We start from the raw sequence: 26,033 nt of genomic DNA on the forward strand, positions 1-26,033 counted from the left end.
TGGATATAGTATGTACTTGGTAGACTTGATTAATATGACATTCCCCACGTTAATGAATACGCTATAATTAGAATGTGTGGTAACGTAAAGGACTTCAACATTGTTTCAACAAGACATGAATCCATATGTTATAGACAGCTTTTATCATGATGATGCTCAGATATATCATTAACCCAATGGGGGCAGAAAGGAAACGAATATTCGGATGAAAACCAAACTGTTATATATTGAAGATGATACGGAAATTGCGACTTGGGTCAGAGCCGATCTGGAGGAGCGCGGTTATGAGGTGGTATGGCTCGGCAGTGGTGAAGGTGCAGCGGAGGCTGCTGTCGGTTGCTCACTCATTATTCTGGATGTCATGCTGCCCGGGCTGGATGGATTTACGGTGGGCCAGCGACTGAAAAAAGAGCATCCCGCGGTACCGATTGTCATGCTCTCGGCCAGAACGTCCATTGACGACAAGTTGCACGGTCTTGATTTTGCCGATGACTATGTGACCAAACCATTTCACCCCGATGAACTGGCTGCCCGGATTGAAGTGCAACTGCGGAAGGCGGGAACTGCGGTCTCATCGGATACAGCCCTGAAGCTGGATCATCTCTCCATCTATGAGAAGGACAACCGGATAGTGAATGAGGAGACGGGAAATGAGATTATTTTATCGGGAAAACAGTTCCACATCTTCGCCTACCTGCTACGACATATGGGCATGATTCGAACGAAAGAGCAGATTTATGAAGCCGTCTGGAATGAGCCCTATCTGGATGGGGACAAAACTTTAATGGTACATATTCGACATCTACGCGAAAAGCTGGAGCTTGATCCGGCCAATCCTGTAGTTATTCAGACGGTCCGCGGTGTGGGATATCGTGTGAAGAAGCCATGATCCGCTGGTTCAGCAAACGGAAGATCATGAAGGGAGAACGAAGCATGGATCAAAAGCAATCCGGGGGGCGCAAGCTTCGCTTTGGGCGCTCCTTGATGTCCAGATACATCCTCCTGATCTTGGCGGCTGTATTATTTGTGCCCGTTGTGCTTCCGATCATATCCGTTATATATATTGTTGTAGTGAATAACACGGACACAAATAAGAACCGAGCTGCACCTTACGGTGATGTTACCCGGATCAGTAACCTCTGGTCACGTGAAGCGAGGAACCTGGATGGTGCTTCGGATGAAGAGATCAAGGCCCGGTTGGAGCAATTACATGGCTCGTATCCCAAATCTTCCATGTATCGTGTGAATGTGAGCGGTGAAACCCTCTTTATTCTTGGGGGTGAAGATGTAACACTTCTGAAATCCACGTCGCCGGATGGTAGGACAGACACGACATTGAGATGGTCACTGGATTCCGGGCAAACGGCAGAGACTCATATTCCATCCTTATGGAATGTAAACAATACAGTGCAATTCATGAAAGAAGCTTCCTTTCGCGATCCACTGACCGTAGTTGCATATATTGGCGGAGATGAGCAGGACAAAGGACAGGGATTCATCATCATTGAAGTGCCGCGGTCACTTCTGCAAATGAATCAGAGTAACTGGCCGATGGAACTTTTGTATCTTGGTATCGTAATGACCCTCATCTTTCTGATCTTCATCATTATGTCGATTCTCTTCTTCGCACGGATTCGCAAACGACTTATTCGTTTGCAGACGGCCATGATGACCACAGGCAAGGAAGGCCTCCCGCTTCCGGTAGATATCCGACGGTCAGACGAGATCGGTCAACTGGAGGAATCCTTCAATCAGATGGTTCATCAACTATCCGACAGCCGCCACCGTGAACGCGAGGAAGAACAATTGCGCAAACGTCTCATTGCGGGGCTTTCCCACGATCTGCGTACCCCGTTAACGGTGATTCGTGGACATATGCATGCTTTGCACAAGGAAGAGCTGAGCGAGCAAGGGGACCGTTCACTACATCGCATGGAAGCAAAGATGGAGGACCTCGGCGGGCTCATTGACAACATGTTATCCTACAATTTGCTCACAAGTGGGAAATATACACTGAAGCTGGAAGAGAAAGATATACTGCGGATCGTCAGGGAAACGGCGGCTGCCTGGTACCCGGTCTGGGAGAAAGAACAATTTGAGATTGATATTGACCTGCCAGAGGAACCGCTGATCTGGCAAATGGATGAACAGGGCATGCGCCGTATTCTTGATAATTTGTTCCAAAACGTGATCCGTCATGCCGCCAGCGGGAAATATATTGGTATATCAACTCAGGAGATTCAGGGTGAGACGGCCATCGTTATTCAGGATCGGGGTCCGGGAATGCAACCGAATTCCGACACCAAAGGCACAGGTCTAGGTTTATCCATTGTAGACCTGTTGATTCGTGAGATGGGTCTGCGCAAGCGGGTAGACAGTTCCGATACGGGTGTCCAGACATATATCTACAGTGGTAAGGGAAACAGGGAAACAACAAACCGCTGAAATAGCTTTTTTAAACTAAACTTAAACTAGAGACTACTTTGGCTTTAACCTTGGAAGGTTACGATAGTTCCGAGGTGATCATACAGTGAGTGAAAATATTATTCAAACAGCGAATTTATGGAAAACATACCGGGACCGTGCAGCGGTCCGTGAACTTGATCTGCATATTAAAAAGGGAGATATCTACGGCTTCCTCGGTCCCAACGGTGCCGGCAAAACAACAACGATTCGCATGCTTCTCGGCTTGATTAAACCAACCAAAGGCGTGATCCGTGTCTTCGACAAGGACATCCGCAAGGATCGCATGGATATTTTGCGCCGTGTGGGTTCCTTGGTCGAATACCCATCCTATTACGGACATCTGAACGCAGTAGAGAATCTGGAAACTTTGCGCCGCATCATCAATGTACCCAAATCAAGAATTGCTGAAGTGCTGTCCATTGTAGATCTGACCAAGGATGCCAAACGTTCAGTGAAGGGGTATTCCCTTGGGATGAAGCAACGTCTGGGTATTGCCAGCGCTTTGCTGGGTGAACCGGAGCTGCTGATTCTGGACGAACCAACGAATGGACTTGATCCTGCCGGTATTCAGGAGATTCGGGAACTGATCAAACGCATGCCTCTGGAACATGGCATTACCGTTCTGGTTTCCAGCCACTTGCTGAGTGAAGTCGAACAGATGGCAAGTCGTGTTGGTATAATCCGTGAAGGGAAGATGGTGCTCCAGGATACTATCGCAAGTCTGCATAGTCAGACGGGCAGCTCTATCCGGTTAACGGTTTCCGAGCCGGAAGAGGCTATGAAGCTGGCGAGAGAACAGGGACAATTTGGTCAGCAGCAAGGTTCTGCGTTAACGTTCCCTTATATGGATAACAGTTCAGTGGCACTGCTTGTGCGCCGATTAATTGAGCAGGATCATGATGTGTATCGTGTAGAGGAACAACGTCAGTCGCTGGAAGATCTGTTCATGCGGGTCATTGGCGAGGGGGCTTCCATATGACCGGGCGTGCATTATCGTCAGACTGGCTCAAGATTCGGGGGAAAGGGATCTGGTTTCTTGTTTTTCTGGCCCCTCTTGGATTGACAGCGATGCAGGCGCTTAATTTTGGCTTACGGCTGGACTATCTGAAAGAGCAGTATGCAGATAACCTGTGGGGCGGATTATTGGGCAATGTGGTTGTCTTTGTGCCCTTGTCTCTGATGCTGGGAGCAACCATTCTCAGCTCCATGATCGCTAATGTTGAGCATGAACAGGGATCGTGGAAACAGTTGCTCGCGATGCCCATTCCCAGACCAGCCGTGTATTTAGCCAAGTTCCTGCTTGCTTGTGTGCTGCTGGTGATCTCCTGCCTGCTGCTAACCGCAGGAATTGTGGGTCTGGGTCTGATCCTCGGATTCCATGCCAGCGAAATACCTTGGACACATGCGATCAAGCTGGGGCTATTGCCTTTAGCTGGTGCACTTCCGGTGTTGTCACTGGAGTTGTGGCTCACGATGGTTAACAAGAATCAGGCGCTTCCCGTCACCCTGGGCATCGTTCTCGCGATAACGGGTATGTTCTCACTCAGTATCTCACCGAGCTTTCCGCTCGCATGGGCACAGATGGCCTGGAATGGGCCTAATCCATACCTGTATGCAGGCATGGGGGCAGGTCTGGGGTTATTAATCCTGTTGCTGGGTATGGTGCATTTTAGCCGGAAGGATGTGGCCTGATATGAGCTTTGCGACAACGTACTTCCGAATCTTGTCCGCTGAACGATTGAAAATGAGCAAATCGCCCATATGGCTCCTGATTCTGCTGAGTCCACTCATTGCGCTGCTCATCGGACTGTTGTCCACTCCATCGGGAAATTGGCAGGTATTGATGACTACGATGGTTTTCCTGCACGGATTGTTATTGTTACCGATGCTCACTGGCGTGTTTACGTCCTTTGTCTGCCGTTTCGAACATGCAGGTGGAGGGTGGAAGCAGATGCTAGTTTTGCCGCTCACACGTTCAGGTGTATATGCAGGTAAACTGACGATTGTACTCATGCTTCTGGCGGGTACGCAAGTATTGTTGCTGATGTCCATTCTGCTGGCAGGCATGATTCACGGCATTACGATGCCAGTACCTTGGGGATTCTTGGTAGGCAAACTACTGCTTGGGTTGCTGGCCTGTGTACCCTTGGCTGCCCTGCAGATGTTCGTTTCATTGGTGTGGAGCAGCTTTGCCGCACCGCTCGCACTGAATTTTGCACTGACCATACCGAATATTCTCATTGTAAACTCGGCGACATATGGGCCGTATTATCCATGGGCACAACCGATGATTCTGATGACACCCGTGGACGGCGGAGGTTTCGGAGCCTACAACGTGCCACTGATGACGATGCTGGCGGTTGTTGGAGGCAGTGCTGTTATTTTTATTGGAATCGGCATGATGTATTTTGCGAAAAAAGAAATCTGAATAATTCGTTACACACTTGGTTATCGTAGATCAAAATCCTCTTAAAGCAAAACATGCAAACTCCATTGTATGTAGGCTTCAGGAGGATTTTTTCTAATGTCTGACCCACCCATCATGAATGGTCAACTCGCTAACGAATCTGAGGAGTCTTAATCAAGGATTTGAAGTGATCTCAGAAATCTAAGGAACCTGAGACATGTTATATCCAATGAAACAACTGATTGCAGCGTTTATGACAGGAGATTATGGGGATTAACGTGTCTGATGTTCTTTAAAATTTACAAAGGGCGCATGGACGCCAAATAAGATGTCCTGAGTTCTTTAGAAAATCGTTTAGTCACAGCTGACTTGAAATTGAACTTCAAGCTTGTTAGAGGCTTACTTGATCCTTATAAATTGTCTGCCTTTGAAGACACCTCCTGAGTAATATCAAAATTCCAAGTATTACCTCACACATCATGTGAATTGAATCATAGATTGTAAGCAAAATGAGACGAGAATCTGGTAAAATAAAAAAAACTGTTTCTAGGTTGGCTTACATGGTTATTCGAGGGTAGGCCTATTTCTAAGGAACTAAAAAGATTCCTGTTGTTAGATGTAGATATCGGCTGAGAAAAGAGGGGTAAGCCTTGGATGTTAATAAAACGGAAACCCTGAAGCGCATTATTTCTGAGGGAAGTTCTTACCAATCACTGTTTTTTAACCATCCGGATGCCATTTATGTAATGGATATCCGTGGAAACTATATTGATGCTAATCCCTCGGTAGAGCGGATATCAGGGTATACACTGGATGACTTGATTCGTATGAATCAGAGTGAGATCTGTCCTCCGGACAGTGAAAATTCACGCAAAGAATATATTAAAGAGGTACTGGCTGGACGTTCAGTCAGTAATCCCATTACTTTTTATCATAAAGATGGTTCCCTGAAACAGGCAGAGATAACGTATGTGCCTATCACAGAGAGTGATGAAGTTGTCGGCATATACGGCATTGCCAAAGATGTTACCGATATCCTAAAAGTGCAACGTGAGCTTAAGGAGGCACAGGAGAAATATCAGGTGCTGGCTGACCACGCACAAGATCTGATTACAACTTGTGCTAAGGATGGCGAGTTGTTATACGTCTCCCCTTCCGTGTACACCTTACTGGGTTATAAGCCGGAGGAAGTCATAGGAAAGTCCTTCAAGGATTATTGTTATCCGGGAGATTATCCGGACCCTATGGATCTCTCCAAGATCGGCAATGGCTGCAAGATGCGTGTGTTGCACAAGAAGGGACATTATATCTGGATGGAGACATTGGCGAAACCTGTGGCTGGAGAGCGTGGCAAGAGTGTCCAGATTGTCAGCATCAGCAGGGATATTACTCAGCATAAGGATGCAGACAGACGTCTTCGGGAAAGCCGTCAGCGATACAGATCGCTGTTCGAACATAATCCGGCGGCGGTGTATTCATTGAATCTGGATGGCAAATATAGTGCGGTGAACAGCAAGCTGGTCCAAATGCTGGATGTTCCGCGCAATAAGCTTATTGGCAAATCGTTTTTGTCCAATCTGGATAAATGTGAAGTTCAACACGGTCAAACGAACTTTGACAAGGTTAAGCAAGGCGATCCGCAATATTATGAGACCCGAATCGTCAATTCAAGTGGTCGGAAGATCGAAGTATCTGTTACGAATGTGCCCATTATTGTGGATAAGGAAATGGTAGGTGTCTATGGGATCGTGTCCGATATTACCGAGCGCAAGGAATATACGGAACGGATTCAGGAGCTTAGCAAGCAACATGAGTTGATTCTCAACACGGTTACGGAAGGAATATATGGTTTGGATGCGGATGGCATCACCATGTTTATGAATCCTGCAGCAGCTTCGATGTTCGGTTATGAGGCGAAAGAATTCATTGGCAAAAACTCACATCCTATTATCCATCACACCCGTGCAGACGGAAGTCATTTCCCAAAAGAAGAGTGCCCGATTCACATGACTGTGTTGGATGGACAGAGACGTTCAATCAAAGAAGATGTATTCTGGCGTAAAGATGGCAGCAGCTTTCTGGTGCAATATCAGGTGACGCCAATTATTGAACAGGGACAGATTCAGGGCGCGGTGGTTGTGTTCAATGATGTGACTGGCGAACGTGAAATTGTACGTGCTAAAGAAACAGCTGAGCTGGCAGCTCAGGCCAAGTCAGAATTTCTGTCGATGGTTAGCCATGAGATCCGTACACCGATGAACGGGATCGTGGGGATGACAGAATTGTTGATCGGTACCGATTTATCGGAAGAACAGCGTGAATATGCCGAGATTATTCGAGACAGCGGTGATGCTCTGCTGAACATCCTTAATGATATTCTGGACTTCAGTAAGCTGGAGTCCGGGAAAATGGCACTGGCTTATGAACCATTTGCATTACGCAAGATGCTGGAACAGGTTGCCGAACTGTTTAAACCGCGTGCAGATGAGAAACATCTGGAAATCAGGTATCGTCTCAATCCAAGCATCCCTGAATTCATGGTCGGTGACGCCTTACGTATACGGCAGATTCTGGTGAACTTGGTTGGTAATGCACTTAAGTTCACGGATCAGGGAAGCATTGATGTTACCGTGGATATTATTAAGGGCAGAAAGCCTGAAGACAGCGTTCTTGATTTTGCGGTGCAAGACACGGGAATTGGCATCCCGGCTGACAAGCTGGATCAGTTGTTTCAGTCCTTCTCTCAACTACATCCGGTCATTAACCGGAAGTATGGTGGTACTGGACTGGGACTGGTCATCTCCAAGCGACTCGTAGAGATCATGGGAGGCAGTATCAGTGTCGAGAGTATAGAAGCGGAAGGCTCAACCTTCCGGTTTGCTGTTCCTGCGGCGAGTGTAGATGCTTCAGCTGAACAGACAGCAAGTCAGTTCCATCATGATCGTACACGTCAGAGTGATAAGGTCGCCATGCGTATTCTGGTGGCGGAGGATCACCCGGTAAACCGGAAAATTTTGCGAGAATATCTGGAGAAGCTCGGATATCAGGCAGATGTGTGTACTAATGGTGTGGAGGCAATTGATGCCATCTCTCAGAATGCTTATGATATTGTCCTGATGGATATTCATATGCCTGTGATGGATGGATTAAAGGCAACAGACCTGTTACACCGCTTAATTCCACAAGATCGCATACCTCCAATCATCGCAGTTACAGGTAATGCCAAACGTGAAGATAAGGAAGCTTGTCTGGAGATTGGTATGCGTGATTTTATTAGCAAACCGGTTATGCTGAGTGAGTTGAAGCGGGTGTTACAGCAATGGGGGCCAAGGGACGAACCTCAACTTGCACCGAATTGAACAACTACTCGATTGTGAAAATAATAAACGCAAACATGCCAATAAGACTCCTCGCATGGAGTGTTATTGGCATGTTTGCGTGGACAGGCTTTTGAAGTTGAGCAGAAAGCATATGAAGTGATCTGTATACGAATGAGTTATGCCAATGTCAGGCGATTAATGTTACCAGATAATATTTCACAGGAGTTGTTGAATTTCTCACGTTCCGTTGCATCCAGATTCAATTCGATAATCTCTTGAATACCATTGCCACCGATGATTGCAGGAACACCGACGCAAACGTTGTGTTGCTCATACTCTCCGTCCAGAATAGCCGATACGGCGATGATCTTGTGTTCGTCATTGAGGATGGAACGAGTGATGTGCGCGAGGGCATTGCCGATTCCGAATTGGGTAGAACCTTTACGGGTAAAGATCTCCCAGCCGGCATCCTTTGTTTTGCGTGCAATATCGTCCAGATCCAGATGTTTGAAGCGTTCCTTGTGCTGATCCATGATGTGCATAATCGGTTTGCCACCGATGGTCACATGCGACCAGGCCACGAACTGGGATTCTCCATGCTCCCCGAGAGCATAACCGTGCACACTGCGTGGGTCGATGGAGAAGACTTCAGACAGCAGCGTTTTGAGCCTTGAAGAGTCAATAGACGTCCCTGTGCCGATGACATGCTCCCTCGGAAGACCAGATAATTTCCATACCATATAAGTTACTATGTCAACCGGATTGGCAGCGACGACAAAAATCCCGTTAAATCCACTGTTCATGATCGGGACCACGATGTCTTTGGTAATCGATTCCGCTTCCCCCAGAATATCCAGCCTTGTCTGTCCTGGCTTGGGATTCGCCCCGGCAGTTAAGACAATAACATCCATATTGCCACAATCGGCGTACGTGCCTGCATATACCTTGGTGCGGTTATGTGTGAAGTCCATACAATGGGAAAAATCCAATGCCTGTGCTACAGCACGGTCATACGTCCGGTCCACCATCATAATTTCCCTGCATATCGATTGATTAATCATGGAATACGCACAACTCGAACCGACAAGACCCGCCCCAATCACCGCTACTTTGCCTGATTTGCCTAACACTGCCGTTCAGCCCCCATTTAGATTGATATTTAACCCGTTACTCATGCGTCCTATGTTAAGTATAGTCCTTTATTTTATGCTGAAATGTACTTCTACGTTACATAAGATAACACATGAAAAAGCTGTACAGCAATGATATCCGCTATCGCGGGAGCGTATTGGAGTAAAGGAGTTAACAAAATTGACATGAATAATTCATGATCATATGATTTGACGGCGTTTGCACCTGTGTCATTCGACATGACAGCATTCATGCTTGTTGTCGGATTGGGGGTTATTTGTGCGGATCATATACCTGACAAAACTTCTTAGGAATCCGCAGAAACAGAACAAAACCGCCAAAGGGATCTGCTGAGAAGCTGACGAATACATACGAACAAGCAAGAGATAAGCATACTTGATCCATGAGACAGGTTGCCCCGATCCGATGACGGTTCCAAAAAGGAACGCTGAAGCCATAATGTTTTTATTCAAGAATCCATTTCATAACTCACTAAAGGTATTATGAAATGGATTCCCAAAAGACTTCATTCCGGGAGGGAATTAATGATGATTGAAGAAGCAGGAGCAACGACGGAAACGGCCAAGAGCCTGGGCATAGGTGCCAGTACTCTTCGTAAATATGCGGCGGCACTGGAAGAACAGGGATACCGGTTCGAACGGTCCGCCAACAAATCCAGACTATTCAAGTCCGACGACATCGAGTGCATTGAACGCCTGATGACTGAACTCAGGGAGCATAATCTCCCCCTGGCTGATGCTGTGGTGACTGTATTGGCTCCAGAAGTACCTGTAGCTGCAGTAGAAGTAGATGTACCGGTGGTGGGAATTGAAGGTCTGTCAGAGACGGAATGTGCAGCGACAGTCATGTCATCCGTATTCCCTGAAGAACCTGAAATAATGGGTAATCTGAGATCCTATGAAGGTCTGGGCCAACTGGTAAGTGAGGTGACTTATGGTGCTGTAGAACAACAGCAGGATGATCGGGTACAGCTGCTGCAACAGCGGGTCGATGAACTGGAGCTGACCCTTCAGCATCTGGCTGATACACATATGGCGCTCCAGGAACAGATGGAGAAACAGCGCCTGTGGATGAATGAGAAGCTGGAGGAAGAGCGGGATCGTGAACTCGTGACCAATCTGCGCAGTTTCCAGGGAAGAAAACGCAAACCCAAAGGAATATCCCTGCGTATGTTGTTCGGGTTCCTGCCCAAGAAGCATAAGGAAGCTTGAGCAACAGGCATTTACCCATCGTGATTTTACAGTATTGGCCTGATATAATAAGCTCCATACAACATGAAGACTGGCAACCGACTGCTCAGTATAGATAAAGACTGAGTGGATTAGGAAGCTGGCGTGGGAGGATCTGTGGAGCTGCGACGAAGTTGGCAAAGAGTGCTCGGATTATGGATGGATCGTCCTCGGCGGGAAGGCATGACCATTGCTGAGCGTTATACAATACAGGAATTACTGGGTATGGGGAGCTATGGGCTGACATACCTGTGTACAGATGATCAGAACGGCAGGGAAGTGGCGTTGAAGGAATCCAAGCCTAGCAAGGGCAGACTCTCTGCGCACCTGTTGGAGCGGGAGGCGGACGTGATGAGACGTCTTCATCATCCGGCGATCCCTGAACTGTTGGATGTGTTCACATCCGGGAGACGAAGTTATATCGTCACCGAGTATATTCGTGGACAGACGCTGGAAGATTGCATATTTGAGCAAGGTCTTCGATATACGGAGCGGGAATGTCTGGAATTGGCAGGTCAACTGCTGGCTCCGGTGGCTCATGTGCATGAGCAGGGATATATTCATGGAGATGTGCGGATTCCCAATGTTATTTTACGTGAAGGGACGGTGCATCTGATTGACTTTGGCCTGGCAAGACGCTTGGGGGAGCCGTTGTTGCCGGAGCTGAAGCGACGTATGCGTGAAGTCCCTGAGCCTGAAGATGAACGGGCTACACCGGATCATGATTTGCAGGATATCGGCCACTTTCTTCTCTTTCTGCTGTATTCGGCTTATGAGCCAGATAAGGGCCGTGAACCCGCCAGCTGGCAGGAGGAACTGAAGCTTACGCCGGAATTGCACCAGATGCTGGAGCGACTCCTTGGACTCCGTCCAGGTTATGAGGGTGGGGCGACAGAGTTACAGGCAGAGATTGAGAATGTGTTGCTGAGATTACAATGAAATAAGCTCTGTAGGCGGACCTATACTAGTTATCCGTGACCTCTTCGTATGATACCTGTAGGGGTCTTTTTCCTTTTTGCTATATAGAAACAATAAAGGGGTGTTCTGCTGGCCGTAAGTACGGCTGGCGAACAACCCTTTATTACATTTTCATTTATTGTAGCGTCTAATAAGCTGGTGTGATCATTGCTCTTTAAAAGCAGTCGTGTTAGCAGCTTAGTTGGAGCTGTATTTTCTGCTTTTGTAATACCCGGAGCCACTGCGGCTGTCCCGGTATTTCACATCTGAAGAAGAATAGCGCTTGTAGGAACGCTTGCCTGAGGAACTGCTGTGACGTTTATATGAGCGCCTGTCCGAGGAGCTGTAACGTTTGCGGTGAGATGAAGATTTGGAATCGATAAGTTTGCCGATAATCTTTTTGAACATGAGCTTTCACCCTTTCGACTTCAACTGTTTTAAGCATATACGTGGCTAGATCAGAAGGGGTTTCGATTTTTTCATGGATAATTGTATTCATTGGACAGGAGCTTGGCGTATAATAGGATGTTGCTGATTGCACGGAATTTTTTATTTTGAGTGTTTAGCGTTACAATAGAGGACAGGATAAGATTTTAACGGACAGGAGTAGTTATTATGATTACATTGAAGACCAAAGAACAGATTGAATATATGAAAAAAGCCGGAGAAATTCTCGCCGCATGCCATAGAGAAATTGCAAAGATGATTCGTCCAGGCATTACGACACAGGAGATCGACCAGTTTGCAGAAGCTTTTATGAAGAAAAATGGCGCTACGCCGGAACAAAAGGGATATAACGGATACCAATATGCGACATGTGCGTCGATTAATGATGTGATCTGTCACGGGTTTCCGGGAAAATATGCACTGAAAGACGGCGATATCGTTACAATCGACATGGTGGTTAATCTAAATGGCTGGCTGGCGGATTCGGCTTGGTCATATGCCGTAGGTGAAGTGACTCCGGAAGCACAACATCTGCTGGATGTAACCAAAAACTCTCTGTACAAAGGCATTGAACTTGCCGTGGTGGGCAACCGGATCGGAGATATCTCCAATGCGATTCAAGTGTATGCAGAAGGTGAAGGCCTATCGGTTGTGCGTGAGTTTATCGGACACGGCATTGGTGAGAAGATGCATGAGGAACCACAAGTCCCTCACTACGGTCCGCCTCATCGGGGTCCGCGTCTCAAGGAAGGCATGGTTATTACGATCGAACCGATGCTGAATATTGGTACGTTCCGAAGTAAGCTGGATTCAGATGGATGGACTGCTCGTACTTTGGATGGAAGTCTGTCTGCCCAGTATGAACATACGATTGCGATTACGGCGGATGGTCCAGTGATTTTGACAGCACAATAATAGCCAAAAGCAGCTACAATGTGACGATATTTGCATATTTCAAGGCGGCCCACGTTTGTGATCCGCCTGTTTCGGTTTAAACTATTAAGAAGTGATAACACAGAGCCAGTGGTAAGTGATCTCAGCTGACAAGGGTTAACCTTGTGTCCACTTGGCAACAAGGAGGTAATTTTGGTGTCTTTAAATAAACAGATCGTACTTGCGTCTCGTCCCGAAGGTGCCCCTTCCAGAGAGAATTTTAACTTCATTGATGCACCTCTTCCTGAACCGGAAGCTGGGCAAGTTCTGGTACGTACATTATATTTGTCGGTCGATCCGTATATGCGGGGCCGCATGAAAGATACAAAATCCTATGCTGCACCGTACGCGTTAAATGAAGTGATCAAGGGTGGAGCCATTGGACAGGTTGTGGAATCTTCGGAACCCAATCTGCGCAAAGGAGATCTCGTATCCGGTATGTGGGGCTGGCAGCAATATGCCGCAGTGAATACGGCTGATCTGTCGCTGATTGATACGGAAGAAGCACCAATCACGGCTTACCTGGGTGCGCTGGGCCTGACGGGTCTGACGGCTTATTTTGGTATGGAGGACATCGGCAAACCGAAGGACGGCGAAACGGTCGTTGTATCGGGAGCAGCCGGAGCGGTAGGCATGATTGCAGGTCAGATTGGTAAAATTGTGGGAGCACGCGTGGTTGGTATTGCAGGCTCTGATGAGAAATGTGCTTATTTGAAAGAAAAGCTGGGCTTCGACGTGGTGTTGAATTACAAGAAGGAGCAGGATATGTCAGCAGCCATTGAACGGGCTTGCCCGGATGGTGTAGATGTCTACTTTGACAATGTTGGCGGTGACATCTCGGATGCAGTCTTGCGCCACATCAATCGGAATGCACGTATTCCGTTATGCGGTCAGATCTCGTCCTATAATCTGGAGAAGCCGGATATCGGGATGCGACCACAGACATTGCTGTTAACAAATACAGCATTAATGAAAGGTTTCCTGCTGGGTGACTATACGAAATCCTTCAAGGAAGGCCGCGCCAAGTTGGCGAAATGGATCAAGGAAGGTCATATCCAGTATGAAGAAAACATTGTGGACGGGTTCGAACAGACGCCGGAAGCATTCATGGGTCTCTTCTCGGGAGATAATCTGGGCAAGCAACTGGTTAAGGTTGCAGATCCTGAATAGATATCGAATGGTTTACATGTACAAATTAGGTTGAAAACGAAAAGACACGTTCTGCACACCGAGGGTGCAGCAGAACGTGTCTTTTTTATCTGTAAATCTGTGCGTGGTCTGCGTATGATGACTAGTGTTCGGCGACCAGCACTTCTTTGTAGTGTTTGTACATATATACACGCCAGCGTACAATCATGCCAAAAGCCAGCAGGAAGAACAATCCGCCCGTTTGCGGAATACTTACATATCGCTGAATGACTTCATGCAGGATCAGGCGTACGGCCAACAGTCCAAGCAAGATAAAAGCAAAGCTGCGAGAACGTGTGGCAAAAATTTCTTCACCTACTCGTTCAAACCGTGTACTGCGAATGAGGGGATAGGAGAAAAGGAACCAGCCCACCAGAAACGCAATGAATGCCCAGAGTAGAGGAACATGAGTTGCCGGTACAACAAACATGAGAAATCCTGTGCTCATGCCGAGCGGAGGAATAAGGATTTTGCGAATGGTCACCGGTCTGTGACTGGCTTTCATGCGGATGAAGATGGCAAGCAGTGCCATGACGAGCATGCCCACGGTTGCTCCGATTTGCAGGTAGTACGGACTGATTTGAGCCACGTAGAACTCCCTCTTTCTGGAATAATATGTTATCCGGTGATCCGGAACTCAGTACGAATTGCCGGAATTTTCAGTTCCTATTATATCACAAACGCAGAAAGCCGATAGAAAGCTTAGTGTATCATATACCCGATATGTATTCACAGGGTGTATTTGAAAATTTTGTATTATTGTGCCCGTTGTAAGGCCGTTTATTCGATTAAGGGGAAATCATGCAATGATTGGACAACAATGGATGTATATCAAGCTTATCGGTTCACATCAATAGTGAGAATACGATCGTACAGCGAATTGATTGTCTGCTGGATATTCAGTATGCACGCTATGAGGTTCTCATCATTAATGATGGATCAGAGGATGGAACAATGCGGCGTCTAAAAGAAACCTATGATCTGATGCCCATTCGGAGTAAAGTTCATTATTCGGGACTCGGCCAGGAGACAGCTCAGATTAAATGTGTCTACCAATCCAGGTTACATCATCGTCTGGTTGTGATCGACAAGGCGTATGGTGGACGAATGGACTCCCTGAATGCAGGCCTGAATATCTCGCAATATCCTTATATCGCCTCTGTTGGACCCTGGACAGTTCTGGAACGGGATGCATTGGTGAAGATTATGAAACCCTTTATGGATGCTCTCCCCGGAGAAGAGGTTGTTGCTTGTAGTGGACGAGTAGATCTCATGGCCCCCAGAAATACGAATCATACAGATTTAACGTATAACAGCACAAGGCCTACGGACAGTACGTTGTATGTAATGCAGACCATTGAATACGTGCGTGCTTTTTTGATTGGTGGTGTGGGACTTGTTCGTTACAATATTAATGTGCTTTTATTTACGTCTGAAGTATTTGGTGTATTCAAAAAAAACCGGGTGATGGAAGTTGGCGGTTACAAGCGCGATGACCAGGTCGCTCACATGGAACTGGTCATGCGGTTGCAGAAACATATGAAGCGAACTCGGGAACGTGGTCGTATTATATACATTCCCGATCCGATCTGCAGGGTAGAAGTGCCCGGTACATGGCGTCAGCTGTGCAGACAACGTATCGGTTGGCACATGCAGCTTGCAAGCAGTCTATGGGCCCAGCGGAGCATGATCTTCAATCCGGCCTATGGCTGGATGGGGATGGTATCCATCCTCGTATTTTATTCTGATCGAATTGTTGGGCCCTTTGATGGAACTGGGAGTGATTTTGCTGTTCATCTCAGGCATAGGGCTACAGTTGGTGGATATCAACCTATGCATCATTCTCGTTCTGCTGCTGACGCTCTATGGTTCACTGTTGTCCGCAGGTATGGTAATGTTCGAAGTATGGTGTTCACGCAAAGCGTATACGTCCAGCGCAGTGACGCGTCTGTTATTGTAAGCTTGTTCGGAGACGTTCTGGTTCAGACCGCTGAACAATATATTCCGCATGTTTGGCATTTTGCAGGCTATGGGATTGAGGAAGGAAAAGGAGAAGGAAATCAGGAATGGATTGGGGTAATCTATCGGCAATCCTGGTAATACCTTGGAACAGAGCAAGGAGGAAGACGCTTAATGAAAAAAAGTTACAGGCCAGCCACGATGTGGACGCTGGCTTGTTTTACAGTGGTATCGGTGGTGCTGGTTGTCCCCTGGATTATGTGGCAATCCCAGGCCCCGGTTCCGCTTAACATCATGATTATTGACAAGAGCAGACCTGACCAGTCCTATCAGGGGCACAAGGGATTGGTCTGGCTGCTGAATCAGCAGAAGATCGTACAGCAAACAGGGGAACACTATTCCTATGAAGAGGATTATTACGGTTATGATCTTCAGGACGGGCTTCCTCGGATGAAGCGATTGTTGCCTGATGAGGTGACGGACACGGATCTGATCTATCTGACGGCGAATCGAAGTAGTCTGTCTGCACAAAAGAATGAACGGAAGCAAGACGAAATCTATGAAGAATTAACAATATATGATGTGCAGAAGATTCGCGAGGCTGCGTATAAAGGCGTGACGATTGTTGCCGAATACAGTGCATTGGCGAATACGGCTTCCAAGATGACAAGAGAGCAGCTATACCCCATCTTGGGTGTGGACAGCAGTGGATGGCAGGGGAAATCGGTATCTAATCTGCAAAGTATACAAGAAGTACCCCGCTGGGTTAGGGCGCACTATGAGCAGCAGGAGAAGAAGAAATGGCATTATCGCGGAGCGGGTATGCTGCTGATCCATATGGATGGACAGGTCATGGTACTGGAGAAAGGTCCGGATGTGAAGACAGGCAATATACAGATTGCATTTACACCGGAAGGCAGCGATTGGAGCGGTATAACCCAGGATATACATTACAATGGCTGGTTCGATATCATTGTGCCGCAACAGAAGAATTCCATACTGGCCTGGTATAAGACGGATCTTACGGAGACAGGCGAGCAGAAGCTGGTGGATGCAGGAATTCCTGCGGAATTTGCTGCCCTTGTCCGCTACGACGACTATAATCGGTCATATTACATGGCAGGGTCATTCGGAGAGATGAAGCATTATTCCTTCTGGCGCCGAATCCGGGGTTGGGAGGTCGTCCGGTCCAAACTTACGCCAGATCAAAAAGGTATCCCGGACATGTTCTACTGGAAGGTGTACGTGCCCGTGATGAAGCATATTTTGAAAGAAGTGCAGGATGGACGGCAGCAATGGCCATAGATAGGCTATCGAGAACCGTTTCGATGGAAAGAGGGAAGCCAAAGTCCATTCCAGCCTTCGAGAGGAACGAGAGATGTACATAATAGAGAAGTGCGTCGTTGTGAGTGGCAAAAGTGTAATTGAGAGACAGGGCGAATCAAGTAAGGATCAGATTGCCAAGTGAAATGGGATTGGGACTGGGGAGAACGATACGTTTCAGACTCTTACCACTGAACAACGGGAGTTGTAGCTAGATCCTCAACAAGAATCATCCCGCTGCGGCGTAGATGCAGTGTGATCTATAAAGATTCGTATTAGAACAAGTACTAAAACAAGCACTAAAGTGTGCATCACGATCAGGGTAAGCTCCGTATCGGGAATCGTCTCAATGTGTGCACTGAACGGTAGCTTGATCTATACATGAATAGTATTAAAGCTTGTACTAGTATGTGCATCACGATCAGAGTAAGATCCTTATCTAGCCGTGTCCCGCTATGATGAGTGGACGAGTGTCTATGACATCGTGATCTGAAGCACTGTATGTAGCACGTTCTAACGAACTCAGCGCATCTTATTTGGCCTAATTTGGGTACGTTGGTAAATGTAACGAATCACAGACACGTTAAATGAACACAAGCCGATGAAAGATGAATTCAAAGTGGATGTTAATTTGCTAAAAGTCATCGGCGTAACTATAACATTATTACTGTCCAATCTATGGGATGTACCAGTACACCGCAATGAAAAAGGACTGCAGATCCTCTGCAGTCCTTTTTCATGATGCAATGCGTGCCTCAACTAGTCCTGATGAAGATGCCGGAGTCCGTGCAGGAAGGCGGATATGGTCAGACGCAGACTTTCGTCTGGATCAAAGTTCATGCCGAAGCCGCCCTGTGCCTCAATGGAGGCAAATCCATGGCAGAGGCTGCGCAAACCACGAACGGCGTGCAATGCTTCCGCTTCGGTGAGCGGGTAGGGCTGCAAGCTGTACAGCAGCAACTCCAGCGTAGCTGTGCTGGCCGCGGCGAGCTGTGGCTCCTCGCGATCCGGGGCATGAAATGAGGCTTCGTACAGCCCGGGGTGCTCGCGGACGAAGCCAATGTATGCCGCAGCGATGGCCTGGATGGCATCATCGCCAGTGCGGTCAGCGATAGCCGCGGTTAATGCGCGGCTAAGCTGTTGTACGGACATCAGCGCCATTTCCTGGCGAAGCCCGGGAAGTCCGCTGATGTGGTTGTAGAGCGACGGCGAGCGCACATCCAGCCGCTGTGCCAACGCGGCGAGTGTCAGCGCCTGAAAGCCGTCGCTGTCAGCAAGCTGGGCGGCGGCGCTGAGCAGAGCGCCGCGATCCAGCCCTTGCCGGGGGCTCACAGATGCCCCCCGGCAAGGCCGAGCCGCTGCTGTGCATCAGCGGCTGCCGCGCGCATGGCGGCCGCGGGCTGGCGCAGCATCCGTCCGTGGCCTACCGCCAGCACGGACGGTTCCAGCTCCGCCAGGCGCTTCGCGCTGGTCAGAGCCGCTTCGCGGTTCCACGTCGCCAGCGCGGGGAACGGGAAGAGCGGGCGCATGCGGCCGGATACGGCAAGGCCGCCTTGCAGCTGGTACGCGTCGCCAGCGATGAGCACGCGGCTGCGCGCATCCATGAAGGACATATGCCCCGGCGTATGTCCTGGTGAGGCAATGGCGACCAGTGAACCAATCTGGTCACCGTCATCCAGCAAGTGGTTTGGCTGGGTGCGCACCGCTTTGGGCTTAGGCACGCCGCCGCGTACCGGGGTTTGTGGCTCACCGGGAAGAAGGGAAGTATCACCCGCCAATAACCGGGCATCCCGTCTGGAGATGAAGACCTCGGCTTGGGGCAGTGCCTCTTTGAGACGATCCAATGCACCAATATGGTCGCTATGCGCGTGAGTCAGAATGATCTTGGTAATGGGCTTTCCAAGGGACTGGGCAGTTGCCAAAATCCCCTTAAGACTGACCGGTATTCCGGCATCAATCAGCGTTAATCCATCTTCCTCTTCAATCAGGTATACGTTCACAGGGAAAAGTCTTGGGAAAAACGTAACTTGAACGACATCAAATTCTCGGGTAATACGCATCGTTAAACCCTCCTTAAAACTAATGGTATTAGTATCATAACTAATGACATTAGTTTTATCAATACCTATTGTTCATTTTATTCAAATAAAAAAAATTTAAAATAATGATGCACTTTACAAAAAAAGCGTTTTCAAATTGAGGATTACCGATTATAATAATCACGTAAGCCCTTTCATATGTCTATCTTATTGGAGCCCTTCGCGTAGCGAAAGGCTCACTTTTTTGTTCTTTTTGGATAAAAATGAAGACAGGATGTTCATCCTAGCTTAATTGTGTTGATGAGCTGTAAGTATTGGTATAACAGGAAAAATCACGTTTGATCTCCATTCGGGATGAAAGTTGACAAACATAACTGTTATTCATATAATGACAGTTATACTTACCTTGGGTTGGAGTTCATCGGTGTTGTAAGCCGGGAAGGAGTAAGTTATGAACAGCGAATTTACCATAGCGGTGCATTGTCTTGTTTTTCTGTCGATGAGAAATGAGTGTATGGCCAATAGTGAAGATTTGTCCCAGAGTGTGGGTACACACCCGGCCAGAGTCCGTAAGGTACTTAGTGTTCTGCGCAAACATGGTTACCTGACGACGAAGGAAGGTGCTCATGGTGGGTACTTGCTTAGCCGTCCAAGTGAAGAGATCAAGCTGGGAGAATTGTACAGACTGGTAGCTGGTGGTTCACTCGGTCCCAACTGGTGCTCAGGGGAGTCCGGTTCATCGTGCGTAGTATCTTCCAATATGCAGGATGTGATGGGGAACATATATAACGGAGGCGAAGAGGCGCTCAGCGCTTATTTTGACCGTATATCCATTCAGGATGTGAAAGAGCGCATAGGTCATGGGGAAGCGATAACCCTGTCGCTGAATGGATTGCCTGCAAAGGAGAAGTCCTGACGGAGTCCACAACGAATGGTCCTTCATGACATGGCCTTGGTTGAGTCAGGCATGGTGGACAAGTTATGGCATTGGCGTGTGCTCCGGTGAAAGATCCATTGATGTTCTCAGGCGATTCCGGGCATAACGTGAACACAGATGGGGAGAGATTATCTGCGCTGATGTTATTTTCGGAAGGCAAATCCTTGGGAGAGTAGTATTCTTCAAGATTACCTTGCGAAAGTAAAGAAGTATAAACAAACTAGATTCTGGGGAGTGGAACACATGTCAGGCATTGAAAAAAATGAAACACTTCGCGTTATTAGCGAACGCCATGCTGTCAAAAAGTACGAAAAAGGTTTTGAATTGCCTGAAGCTGATCTCAATGCGATTCTGACAGCAGCAGCGGAAGCACCATCTTCATGGAACCTGCAACACTGGAGATTCCTCGTAATTGAATCTGAAGCAGACAAAGCGAAATTGCTGCCAGTTGCTTACGGTCAAAGTCAGATCGTGGAAAGTTCGGTTACGATTGCTGTTCTTGGAGATTTGGAAGCAAACCGAAACACCGTAATCTACGATCAAGCTGTTGAGGCAGGCGCACTGACTGCTGAGGTTCGTGACGCATTGGTTGGACAGATCAACGGTGCTTACCAAAGCCCGCAAATCGCTCGCGATGAAGCGATCCGCAATGCATCTTTTGCTTCCCAAAATATTATGCTTGCTGCACGCTCCCTGGGTTACGATACATGTCCAATCGGTGGATATAATCCACAAAAACTGATCGAAACATTCAACATTCCTGCACGATTTGTGCCAACGTTGTTGATTACTGTAGGTAAAGCTGCACAGCCAGCTCGCCCGTCAGGACGTTTACCGTTGTCTGAGGTTGTTGTTAAAGGTTCTTTCTAAGTTAGAAAGTTAAATCTGATGATTGCATCAGTGATATAGGTATAAATAACGGTATAATACAAACGGCCGCACTTTCCTGTTGAGGGAAGGTGCGGCTGTTTGGCATACTGCTTCCACCAAGGAAATATTACTCCTCAGGTGTTTCCGGGATTTGTGGTGCATGGAACGATTCCATGTACTCGATTGCGTTATACATCATCACTGCTGCTTCGGCACGAGTAATCGTTTGTTTGGGATTGAAGTTGCCGTCGGCATCCAGTTGATTGATTTTGAGAACGAGTGAACGCTGAATGGCACCTTGATACTCTGGCGTAAGTTCCTGTTCGTCGGTAATGTCCACAGGTTTGATATTAATCATCGGCAGACCGCCTTTGGCCTCGATGCCTTGCATCAGAAACAGTGTGAATTGTTCACGAGTAAGCGGTTTGGACGGATCGATATCCTGTGACATCTGAATGCCATTATATTGTGCACGGATAAATGCATCACTGTACCATACGCCATCTTTTACATGAGAGAAGTGATCACTTGGCAGCGGCTGTTTGATAAAACGAATCGTGTCCAGATTCAGATTCAGGCCGTCCGCAATCAGTTGAATGCCCTGAGCGGTATTTAACTCCAGTTCAGGTTTGAACAAGCTGTCGCTCACGCCTTTGATGAATCCATCCTGATGGAGAGATTCAATTTTGTCTGCTCCTGCGATACCTTGAATATCCGTGAATTGGGCTTGCGCAGCGTTGATCGGGCCTGCACTCAGAGACAGCGTGAGCAGAGCTCCCGCAGTTAATGTAGCAAGTATATTTTTTTTCATGAAAGGTGCGCCTCACTTTTCCAGGGATGATCCCTTTATATAAAAGTTATTTGCCCCTATAGACGACCCTTCTGTTCAAAAAGTTGCTGGAATTTTCCAACGGAATTCATAATCATTCAGAAGGGGCTAAGTGAAGACACTGCCTTTAACCTTTGGATTTATTTCGATAATCCGTGGGTGAACGTCCCATCATTTTGCTGAACAGACGGGAGAAGTAGTAAGGGTCCTTGAATCCAAGCTCGGAACTGATCTGCTTCACGGTCCAATCGGTAAAATCCAGATAGCGGCAGGAATGCTGAATCTTAAGCCGCAGGAAATAATCGATGGGCGAATGCCCCGTAGCTTGCTTGAATAACTGAGAGTAATGAGGGACAGACAGCCGCGCGTGTGCCGCGAGTTCCTTGAGCGTGATTCCATTCTCCAGGTGCTCCAGCATATATTGAACGGATTGTTCAGCCGCCCGTTTGCTGCTCACGATCCCACCATCTGTCCCTGTCGTCTCCGGTCCATAAGCCAGCATACCAAGCATATAACCGATAATCTGGGAGGCATACGTCATCGTCTGTATGGAGTAACCCGTCTCTAACGCGCCGTAACATTCATGGAACAGCTCAAGCCATTTCTGAGCCTTGGCCGGTGGCATGGTAGTAATATGATGAGTTAACAAGGGTTCTATGTAGGATAAAGCGTGTTCCCCGCGCAGATGAATCCAGAAGATGCTCCATGGTTCAGCTGCGTTGGCACCATACACATGAGGGACATGTGCAGGTAATATAACGAGGTTTCCCGGGTTGACATCATATGTCTTGCTGCCATCCATCGTATACCAGCCTGTGCCTTGGACACAGTACATCAGAATGTGTGATTCACAACCATCGGGACGGTCACGGTAATGATGTTCCGCTTCGTGAAAGTAACCGATATCGGTTACGTATAATCCGGACGTGACCGGATAAGCTGCGGTTTCTTGCAGCAGGGCGTCCGGAAGCACAATGAGTTTTTGCATACGAAATCCGTCAGATTTACGCTGTAGGGGTGGTCTGTTGTTAGGTCTCATACTTTGTATTATGGTGAGAGGGGGTAAGGGAGTCAATGACAGATATGAGAGTGCACACCGGGGTTGTTATCGATTTAGAAAGCCACGTTATAGGACAGGAAGTGAAGCAGTTGCCCGTGAATTGGGTAAGTACATACCAGTGAGAAGAATCAGAACAGTGAATATATAGGATAAGGGAGAGATATAGTTATGGAACCAGTCACAACTCAGGAAACGTTTTTCTATACAGGTACGTATGCGTCAGCGGATGAACCCGGAATATTCCTATGTGCGTTGAATGCGGATACAGGAGAGATGCGAATCGTCAATCACATGGATGGTGTGGATAATCCGTCTTATCTGGCGCTATGCCCGGATGGAAACTGTCTGTATGTGGCGAGTGAGAAGGACGAGGGAGAGGTACTGGTCTATCGGAGAGATGCGGCAACGAGTGAGCTGCACCTGATGGATAGAAAACAGACCAGAGGAGCTTCTCCATGTTATGTGTCTGTCTCCACGGATGGTCAGTGGGTGTTCTCATCCAACTATAGCAGCGGCAGTGTCAATGTATTCCCGGTTGGCGATCAGGGGACGCTTGGTGAGATGAGTGCATGGGTGGAGCACACGGGAAGTGGAATCAACGAAGAACGCCAGGAAGGGCCGCATGCACACTCCATTCAACCAGATCCGTCCGGGCAGTATGCTGTCGTATGTGATCTCGGTCTGGATCAGATCATTGTGTATCGGTTGGAAGAGGGACGTCTGGTTACCCATCGTGAGATGGATCAACCACCAGGCGCAGGGCCAAGGCATCTTGTGTTCCATCCCAACTCGAAGTGGGCATATGTAATCAACGAATTGAACAACACGGTTACGGCATTCCTGTACGATGAGCGCAGAGGGGAGTTCACTACGGTACAGCACATTTCCACACTTCCAGAAGGGCATAAAGGAGAGGGGACAGCTGCGGACATCCGTGTATCTCCATGTGGACGCTTCCTGTATGCATCCAATCGGGGAGATGACAGCATCGTGCTCTATCATATTGACCAAGAGAGCGGTAAGTTGGAAGCCGTAGAGTGGACGTCCACGATTGGGCAGACACCGCGTAACTTTAATATTTTGCCAGGTGGGATTCTGGTTGTGGCGAATCAGGACAGCAATAACCTCGTAGGTTTCCAGATCAGTGAAGAAGACGGACGCCTGACGCATAACGGGTTCAAGCTGGAACTGCCTCGTCCGGTATGTATTGCGCCTGTGGTGTAAAAGTGGTCTATAAGCTGTGAAATCATGGAGAAACACATGGTTTTACAGCTTTTTTAGTCTTTTTATGCGAATAACTTGAAAATAGTGGCAATTATCACATTTTTTTATTGACCATCGTTTGAACGTTCATTATGATCAGGATATATAGGGATAAAACCTAAAATCTGGATGTTGCACGAAGGGTGGTGCTTTCCTTGATACCTGCAAATTCAATTCGGGAGCAATTAACCCAGTATATCGATAAGAACAGCATGACGCTCTCCCGATTCTCGGAAGTATCTGGCATGAATACAGGCACAATTAGTCGTATTTTACATGGAAATCGTCCCATATCCGTGAGTCAGTTGATTGCGATATCATCAGGAATGGGCGTGGCAGCAGATCATTTTTTTGCCGACTATGTGGAAGAATGTTTTGCTTATTCCGTATCCATGCGGCGGATCAGACCGTTTATTCTCCGAAGTGCGGAGTTGAATCGGCTGGACTGCATTGAGCAGATTCTTTATCGGCTACTGGACGACCTGGATTATGCGACAGAACTATTTGAGATGGCTGAACAATTATTTGAACAAAATCAGCGGTCTGCGGCGGCGTTGTTATATAAGAGTGTGAGTGAAGTTGAGAAATATCAGCATTCCGAACGGCTTGCGATGTGTCAGTATCGCATGTTTCTAATTGGACAAGGTGAGAACCTGGAGGAAAATCTAAGGATGGCTATCTTGTTCGAGCCCTATGTTGACCGGTTGGATGAGGGATACCAACTTGAAGCCTTCAAAGATCTAATTCATGTTTTTGGCTCGGTAAATAAATGGAGCGAAGTTAAAAATTTTGCTGACAAGATGTTACAGTTAGCCAAAATTCAATATAATACAATTAACATTTCGGAACGACAAAATCAGGAGTGGAAACTAACAGTGCGGCCACTTTACTTTTATATACTATATGCTTGGTTGATTCAGTCGACGGTATTTGAGGAGCAGGGAGACTATGACAAAGCATTAGAACTTGTGGGGCTTTATGCAAGTGGACAGAGCTGGGTGCGGGAGGACGATGATGAGTCTCGACGTGTGCTGAAGCAATTCGAAGAATGGGCAATGGCTAATAAGTATCTCTATCAGATGTTATCTGGAGATATAAATGTTGTTAACGAATATGCAAATTACATCACACAATACCCGGATGAGATATTTTTGGCATTACGTTACATTATCCAGGCAACGAATAAGTTTAACTGGAATATTGATGATATTTTAGAGCGTTTCTCGGATTACATTCCTTTACGTACATACAAGACTGAATTTGGACAATACAATTCTTCAATGATGGATCAAAATTATGCAAAACTTCTAGGGGAATTGGCGATATACTATTTAAACCACAATCGCGATGTTGCAATAATTCGAATTTTAGAAGGATTGAACTTTTCAATTCAAAAAAATAATGATCTCAATTTCATTAAATATGTAGTGGCTTTTCTTGAAAAAAGCTTTAGCAGTGAAAATTTTGAAGACAAGGAAAAGCTTAAATTGATAATTAATGAAATGCAGCGAATTAATGCTTAATAACAAGTACTTTAGTTCTGAATCTATTTAGCATATTTAGCATTATGATTACATTGTAATATACTTTACGAAGCTGAAGGAGAAATCCGTTGGCTTTTTTCATGTAGCAACCATTCAATTACTAAATTAGA

Annotated in this window: 24 protein-coding genes; 17 read left to right on the forward strand and 7 right to left on the reverse strand. The window is 47.2% G+C overall.

Features of this window, described 5'->3' with window-relative positions:
- Positions 1 to 205 precede the first annotated feature (205 nt).
- The 6 genes from ACE04G_RS10925 (at position 206) to ACE04G_RS10950 (ending at position 8,232) form a co-directional block, all read left to right on the forward strand.
- The gene (locus ACE04G_RS10925; protein ID WP_339298980.1) at positions 206 to 889 is read left to right on the forward strand and encodes a response regulator transcription factor; all 684 of its coding nucleotides are present in this window, start codon (positions 206 to 208) and stop codon (positions 887 to 889) included.
- A gap of 44 nt (positions 890 to 933) precedes the next feature.
- A complete protein-coding gene (locus tag ACE04G_RS10930; protein ID WP_449004329.1) occupies positions 934 to 2,445 on the forward strand; it encodes a HAMP domain-containing sensor histidine kinase in 1,512 nt (503 codons plus the stop codon).
- 85 nt (positions 2,446 to 2,530) lie between these two features.
- On the forward strand, positions 2,531 to 3,445 hold the full coding sequence (locus tag ACE04G_RS10935) for an ABC transporter ATP-binding protein (protein ID WP_036672188.1): 915 nt from the start codon (positions 2,531 to 2,533) through the stop codon (positions 3,443 to 3,445).
- Positions 3,442 to 4,158 carry an ABC transporter permease gene (locus tag ACE04G_RS10940; protein WP_047840344.1) on the forward strand — a complete coding sequence of 239 codons (717 nt, stop codon included), beginning with the start codon at positions 3,442 to 3,444 and terminating at the stop codon, positions 4,156 to 4,158. Before ACE04G_RS10935 ends, ACE04G_RS10940 begins: the two co-directional genes overlap by 4 nt.
- 1 nt (position 4,159) lies before the next feature.
- Positions 4,160 to 4,894, forward strand: a complete 735-nt coding sequence (locus ACE04G_RS10945; RefSeq protein ID WP_339181512.1) for an ABC transporter permease — start codon at positions 4,160 to 4,162, stop codon at positions 4,892 to 4,894.
- A 629-nt stretch (positions 4,895 to 5,523) separates the two neighbouring features.
- A complete protein-coding gene (locus ACE04G_RS10950) occupies positions 5,524 to 8,232 on the forward strand; it encodes a PAS domain-containing hybrid sensor histidine kinase/response regulator (protein WP_449004330.1) in 2,709 nt (902 codons plus the stop codon).
- A gap of 137 nt (positions 8,233 to 8,369) precedes the next feature.
- On the opposite strand, the gene ACE04G_RS10955 is transcribed toward ACE04G_RS10950, so the two are convergent.
- Positions 8,370 to 9,323 (reverse strand): L-lactate dehydrogenase, encoded by a 954-nt coding sequence (locus tag ACE04G_RS10955; protein ID WP_449004331.1) that lies wholly within the window; start codon positions 9,321 to 9,323, stop codon positions 8,370 to 8,372.
- A gap of 546 nt (positions 9,324 to 9,869) precedes the next feature.
- On the opposite strand from ACE04G_RS10955, the gene ACE04G_RS10960 reads away from it, so the two are divergent.
- Together ACE04G_RS10960 and ACE04G_RS10965 are read left to right on the forward strand one after the other, a co-directional pair.
- Positions 9,870 to 10,556, forward strand: a complete 687-nt coding sequence (locus ACE04G_RS10960; protein ID WP_449004332.1) for a MerR family transcriptional regulator — start codon at positions 9,870 to 9,872, stop codon at positions 10,554 to 10,556.
- A 135-nt stretch (positions 10,557 to 10,691) separates the two neighbouring features.
- The gene (locus tag ACE04G_RS10965; protein WP_449004333.1) at positions 10,692 to 11,513 is read left to right on the forward strand and encodes a serine/threonine protein kinase; all 822 of its coding nucleotides are present in this window, start codon (positions 10,692 to 10,694) and stop codon (positions 11,511 to 11,513) included.
- Between the two features lie 216 nt (positions 11,514 to 11,729).
- On the opposite strand, the gene ACE04G_RS10970 is transcribed toward ACE04G_RS10965, so the two are convergent.
- Positions 11,730 to 11,939 carry a hypothetical protein gene (locus tag ACE04G_RS10970; RefSeq protein ID WP_449004334.1) on the reverse strand — a complete coding sequence of 70 codons (210 nt, stop codon included), beginning with the start codon at positions 11,937 to 11,939 and terminating at the stop codon, positions 11,730 to 11,732.
- Positions 11,940 to 12,146: 207 nt separating this feature from the next.
- Here ACE04G_RS10970 and map point away from each other — a divergent pair, with 207 nt between their 5' ends.
- Together map and ACE04G_RS10980 are read left to right on the forward strand one after the other, a co-directional pair.
- Positions 12,147 to 12,893 carry a type I methionyl aminopeptidase gene (gene map / locus ACE04G_RS10975; protein WP_449004335.1) on the forward strand — a complete coding sequence of 249 codons (747 nt, stop codon included), beginning with the start codon at positions 12,147 to 12,149 and terminating at the stop codon, positions 12,891 to 12,893.
- A gap of 174 nt (positions 12,894 to 13,067) precedes the next feature.
- Positions 13,068 to 14,081: an NADP-dependent oxidoreductase gene (locus tag ACE04G_RS10980; protein WP_076215938.1), complete on the forward strand. Its 1,014-nt coding sequence runs from the start codon at positions 13,068 to 13,070 to the stop codon at positions 14,079 to 14,081.
- A 121-nt stretch (positions 14,082 to 14,202) separates the two neighbouring features.
- Here the strand turns inward: ACE04G_RS10980 and ACE04G_RS10985 are convergent, their stop codons facing one another.
- On the reverse strand, positions 14,203 to 14,688 hold the full coding sequence (locus ACE04G_RS10985) for a CcdC family protein (RefSeq protein WP_179088578.1): 486 nt from the start codon (positions 14,686 to 14,688) through the stop codon (positions 14,203 to 14,205).
- A 221-nt stretch (positions 14,689 to 14,909) separates the two neighbouring features.
- Between ACE04G_RS10985 and ACE04G_RS10990 the strand changes: the two genes are divergently transcribed.
- Entirely contained in the window at positions 14,910 to 16,199 is a 1,290-nt protein-coding gene (locus tag ACE04G_RS10990) for a glycosyltransferase family 2 protein (RefSeq protein ID WP_449004336.1), read from the forward strand.
- 33 nt (positions 16,200 to 16,232) lie between these two features.
- Positions 16,233 to 17,363 carry a hypothetical protein gene (locus ACE04G_RS10995; RefSeq protein WP_221823733.1) on the forward strand — a complete coding sequence of 377 codons (1,131 nt, stop codon included), beginning with the start codon at positions 16,233 to 16,235 and terminating at the stop codon, positions 17,361 to 17,363.
- 777 nt (positions 17,364 to 18,140) lie between these two features.
- On the opposite strand, the gene ACE04G_RS11000 is transcribed toward ACE04G_RS10995, so the two are convergent.
- Positions 18,141 to 18,713, reverse strand: coding sequence for a TetR/AcrR family transcriptional regulator (locus ACE04G_RS11000; RefSeq protein WP_221823731.1), 573 nt, complete (start codon positions 18,711 to 18,713; stop codon positions 18,141 to 18,143).
- Positions 18,710 to 19,441: an MBL fold metallo-hydrolase gene (locus ACE04G_RS11005; RefSeq protein WP_221823729.1), complete on the reverse strand. Its 732-nt coding sequence runs from the start codon at positions 19,439 to 19,441 to the stop codon at positions 18,710 to 18,712. Before ACE04G_RS11005 ends, ACE04G_RS11000 begins: the two co-directional genes overlap by 4 nt.
- 430 nt (positions 19,442 to 19,871) lie before the next feature.
- On the opposite strand from ACE04G_RS11005, the gene ACE04G_RS11010 reads away from it, so the two are divergent.
- From ACE04G_RS11010 to ACE04G_RS11020, 3 genes are all read left to right on the forward strand, one after another.
- Positions 19,872 to 20,336, forward strand: a complete 465-nt coding sequence (locus ACE04G_RS11010; RefSeq protein WP_076215926.1) for an RrF2 family transcriptional regulator — start codon at positions 19,872 to 19,874, stop codon at positions 20,334 to 20,336.
- Between the two features lie 65 nt (positions 20,337 to 20,401).
- Positions 20,402 to 20,533, forward strand: a complete 132-nt coding sequence (locus ACE04G_RS11015; RefSeq protein WP_260632933.1) for a hypothetical protein — start codon at positions 20,402 to 20,404, stop codon at positions 20,531 to 20,533.
- 67 nt (positions 20,534 to 20,600) lie between these two features.
- Complete coding sequence (locus ACE04G_RS11020) at positions 20,601 to 21,227, forward strand: nitroreductase family protein (RefSeq protein ID WP_076215923.1); 627 nt, start codon at positions 20,601 to 20,603, stop codon at positions 21,225 to 21,227.
- 127 nt (positions 21,228 to 21,354) lie between these two features.
- On the opposite strand, the gene ACE04G_RS11025 is transcribed toward ACE04G_RS11020, so the two are convergent.
- Entirely contained in the window at positions 21,355 to 22,038 is a 684-nt protein-coding gene (locus tag ACE04G_RS11025; RefSeq protein ID WP_221823728.1) for an S-layer homology domain-containing protein, read from the reverse strand.
- 145 nt (positions 22,039 to 22,183) lie between these two features.
- On the reverse strand, positions 22,184 to 23,044 hold the full coding sequence (locus ACE04G_RS11030; protein ID WP_221823726.1) for an AraC family transcriptional regulator: 861 nt from the start codon (positions 23,042 to 23,044) through the stop codon (positions 22,184 to 22,186).
- Positions 23,045 to 23,284: 240 nt separating this feature from the next.
- On the opposite strand from ACE04G_RS11030, the gene ACE04G_RS11035 reads away from it, so the two are divergent.
- Complete coding sequence (locus ACE04G_RS11035; protein ID WP_221823724.1) at positions 23,285 to 24,340, forward strand: lactonase family protein; 1,056 nt, start codon at positions 23,285 to 23,287, stop codon at positions 24,338 to 24,340.
- A gap of 284 nt (positions 24,341 to 24,624) precedes the next feature.
- The gene (locus ACE04G_RS11040) at positions 24,625 to 25,902 is read left to right on the forward strand and encodes a transcriptional regulator (RefSeq protein WP_449004337.1); all 1,278 of its coding nucleotides are present in this window, start codon (positions 24,625 to 24,627) and stop codon (positions 25,900 to 25,902) included.
- Positions 25,903 to 26,033: the final 131 nt, after the last annotated feature.

The sequence above is a fragment of the Paenibacillus sp. AGC31 genome (assembly GCF_057334655.1).

Coding starts and splice junctions, on each gene's coding strand:
- ACE04G_RS10925 (WP_339298980.1), top strand. CDS start 206: ATGAAAACCAAACTGTTATATATTGAAGATGATACGGAAATTGCGACT.
- ACE04G_RS11030 (WP_221823726.1), bottom strand. CDS start 23,044: ATGCAAAAACTCATTGTGCTTCCGGACGCCCTGCTGCAAGAAACCGCA.
- ACE04G_RS11035 (WP_221823724.1), top strand. CDS start 23,285: ATGGAACCAGTCACAACTCAGGAAACGTTTTTCTATACAGGTACGTAT.
- ACE04G_RS11040 (WP_449004337.1), top strand. CDS start 24,625: ATGAATACAGGCACAATTAGTCGTATTTTACATGGAAATCGTCCCATA.
- ACE04G_RS10995 (WP_221823733.1), top strand. CDS start 16,233: ATGAAAAAAAGTTACAGGCCAGCCACGATGTGGACGCTGGCTTGTTTT.
- ACE04G_RS11020 (WP_076215923.1), top strand. CDS start 20,601: ATGTCAGGCATTGAAAAAAATGAAACACTTCGCGTTATTAGCGAACGC.
- ACE04G_RS11005 (WP_221823729.1), bottom strand. CDS start 19,441: ATGCGTATTACCCGAGAATTTGATGTCGTTCAAGTTACGTTTTTCCCA.
- map (WP_449004335.1), top strand. CDS start 12,147: ATGATTACATTGAAGACCAAAGAACAGATTGAATATATGAAAAAAGCC.
- ACE04G_RS11010 (WP_076215926.1), top strand. CDS start 19,872: ATGAACAGCGAATTTACCATAGCGGTGCATTGTCTTGTTTTTCTGTCG.
- ACE04G_RS10940 (WP_047840344.1), top strand. CDS start 3,442: ATGACCGGGCGTGCATTATCGTCAGACTGGCTCAAGATTCGGGGGAAA.
- ACE04G_RS10930 (WP_449004329.1), top strand. CDS start 934: ATGGATCAAAAGCAATCCGGGGGGCGCAAGCTTCGCTTTGGGCGCTCC.
- ACE04G_RS10945 (WP_339181512.1), top strand. CDS start 4,160: ATGAGCTTTGCGACAACGTACTTCCGAATCTTGTCCGCTGAACGATTG.
- ACE04G_RS10970 (WP_449004334.1), bottom strand. CDS start 11,939: ATGTTCAAAAAGATTATCGGCAAACTTATCGATTCCAAATCTTCATCT.
- ACE04G_RS11025 (WP_221823728.1), bottom strand. CDS start 22,038: ATGAAAAAAAATATACTTGCTACATTAACTGCGGGAGCTCTGCTCACG.
- ACE04G_RS10960 (WP_449004332.1), top strand. CDS start 9,870: ATGATGATTGAAGAAGCAGGAGCAACGACGGAAACGGCCAAGAGCCTG.
- ACE04G_RS11015 (WP_260632933.1), top strand. CDS start 20,402: ATGGCATTGGCGTGTGCTCCGGTGAAAGATCCATTGATGTTCTCAGGC.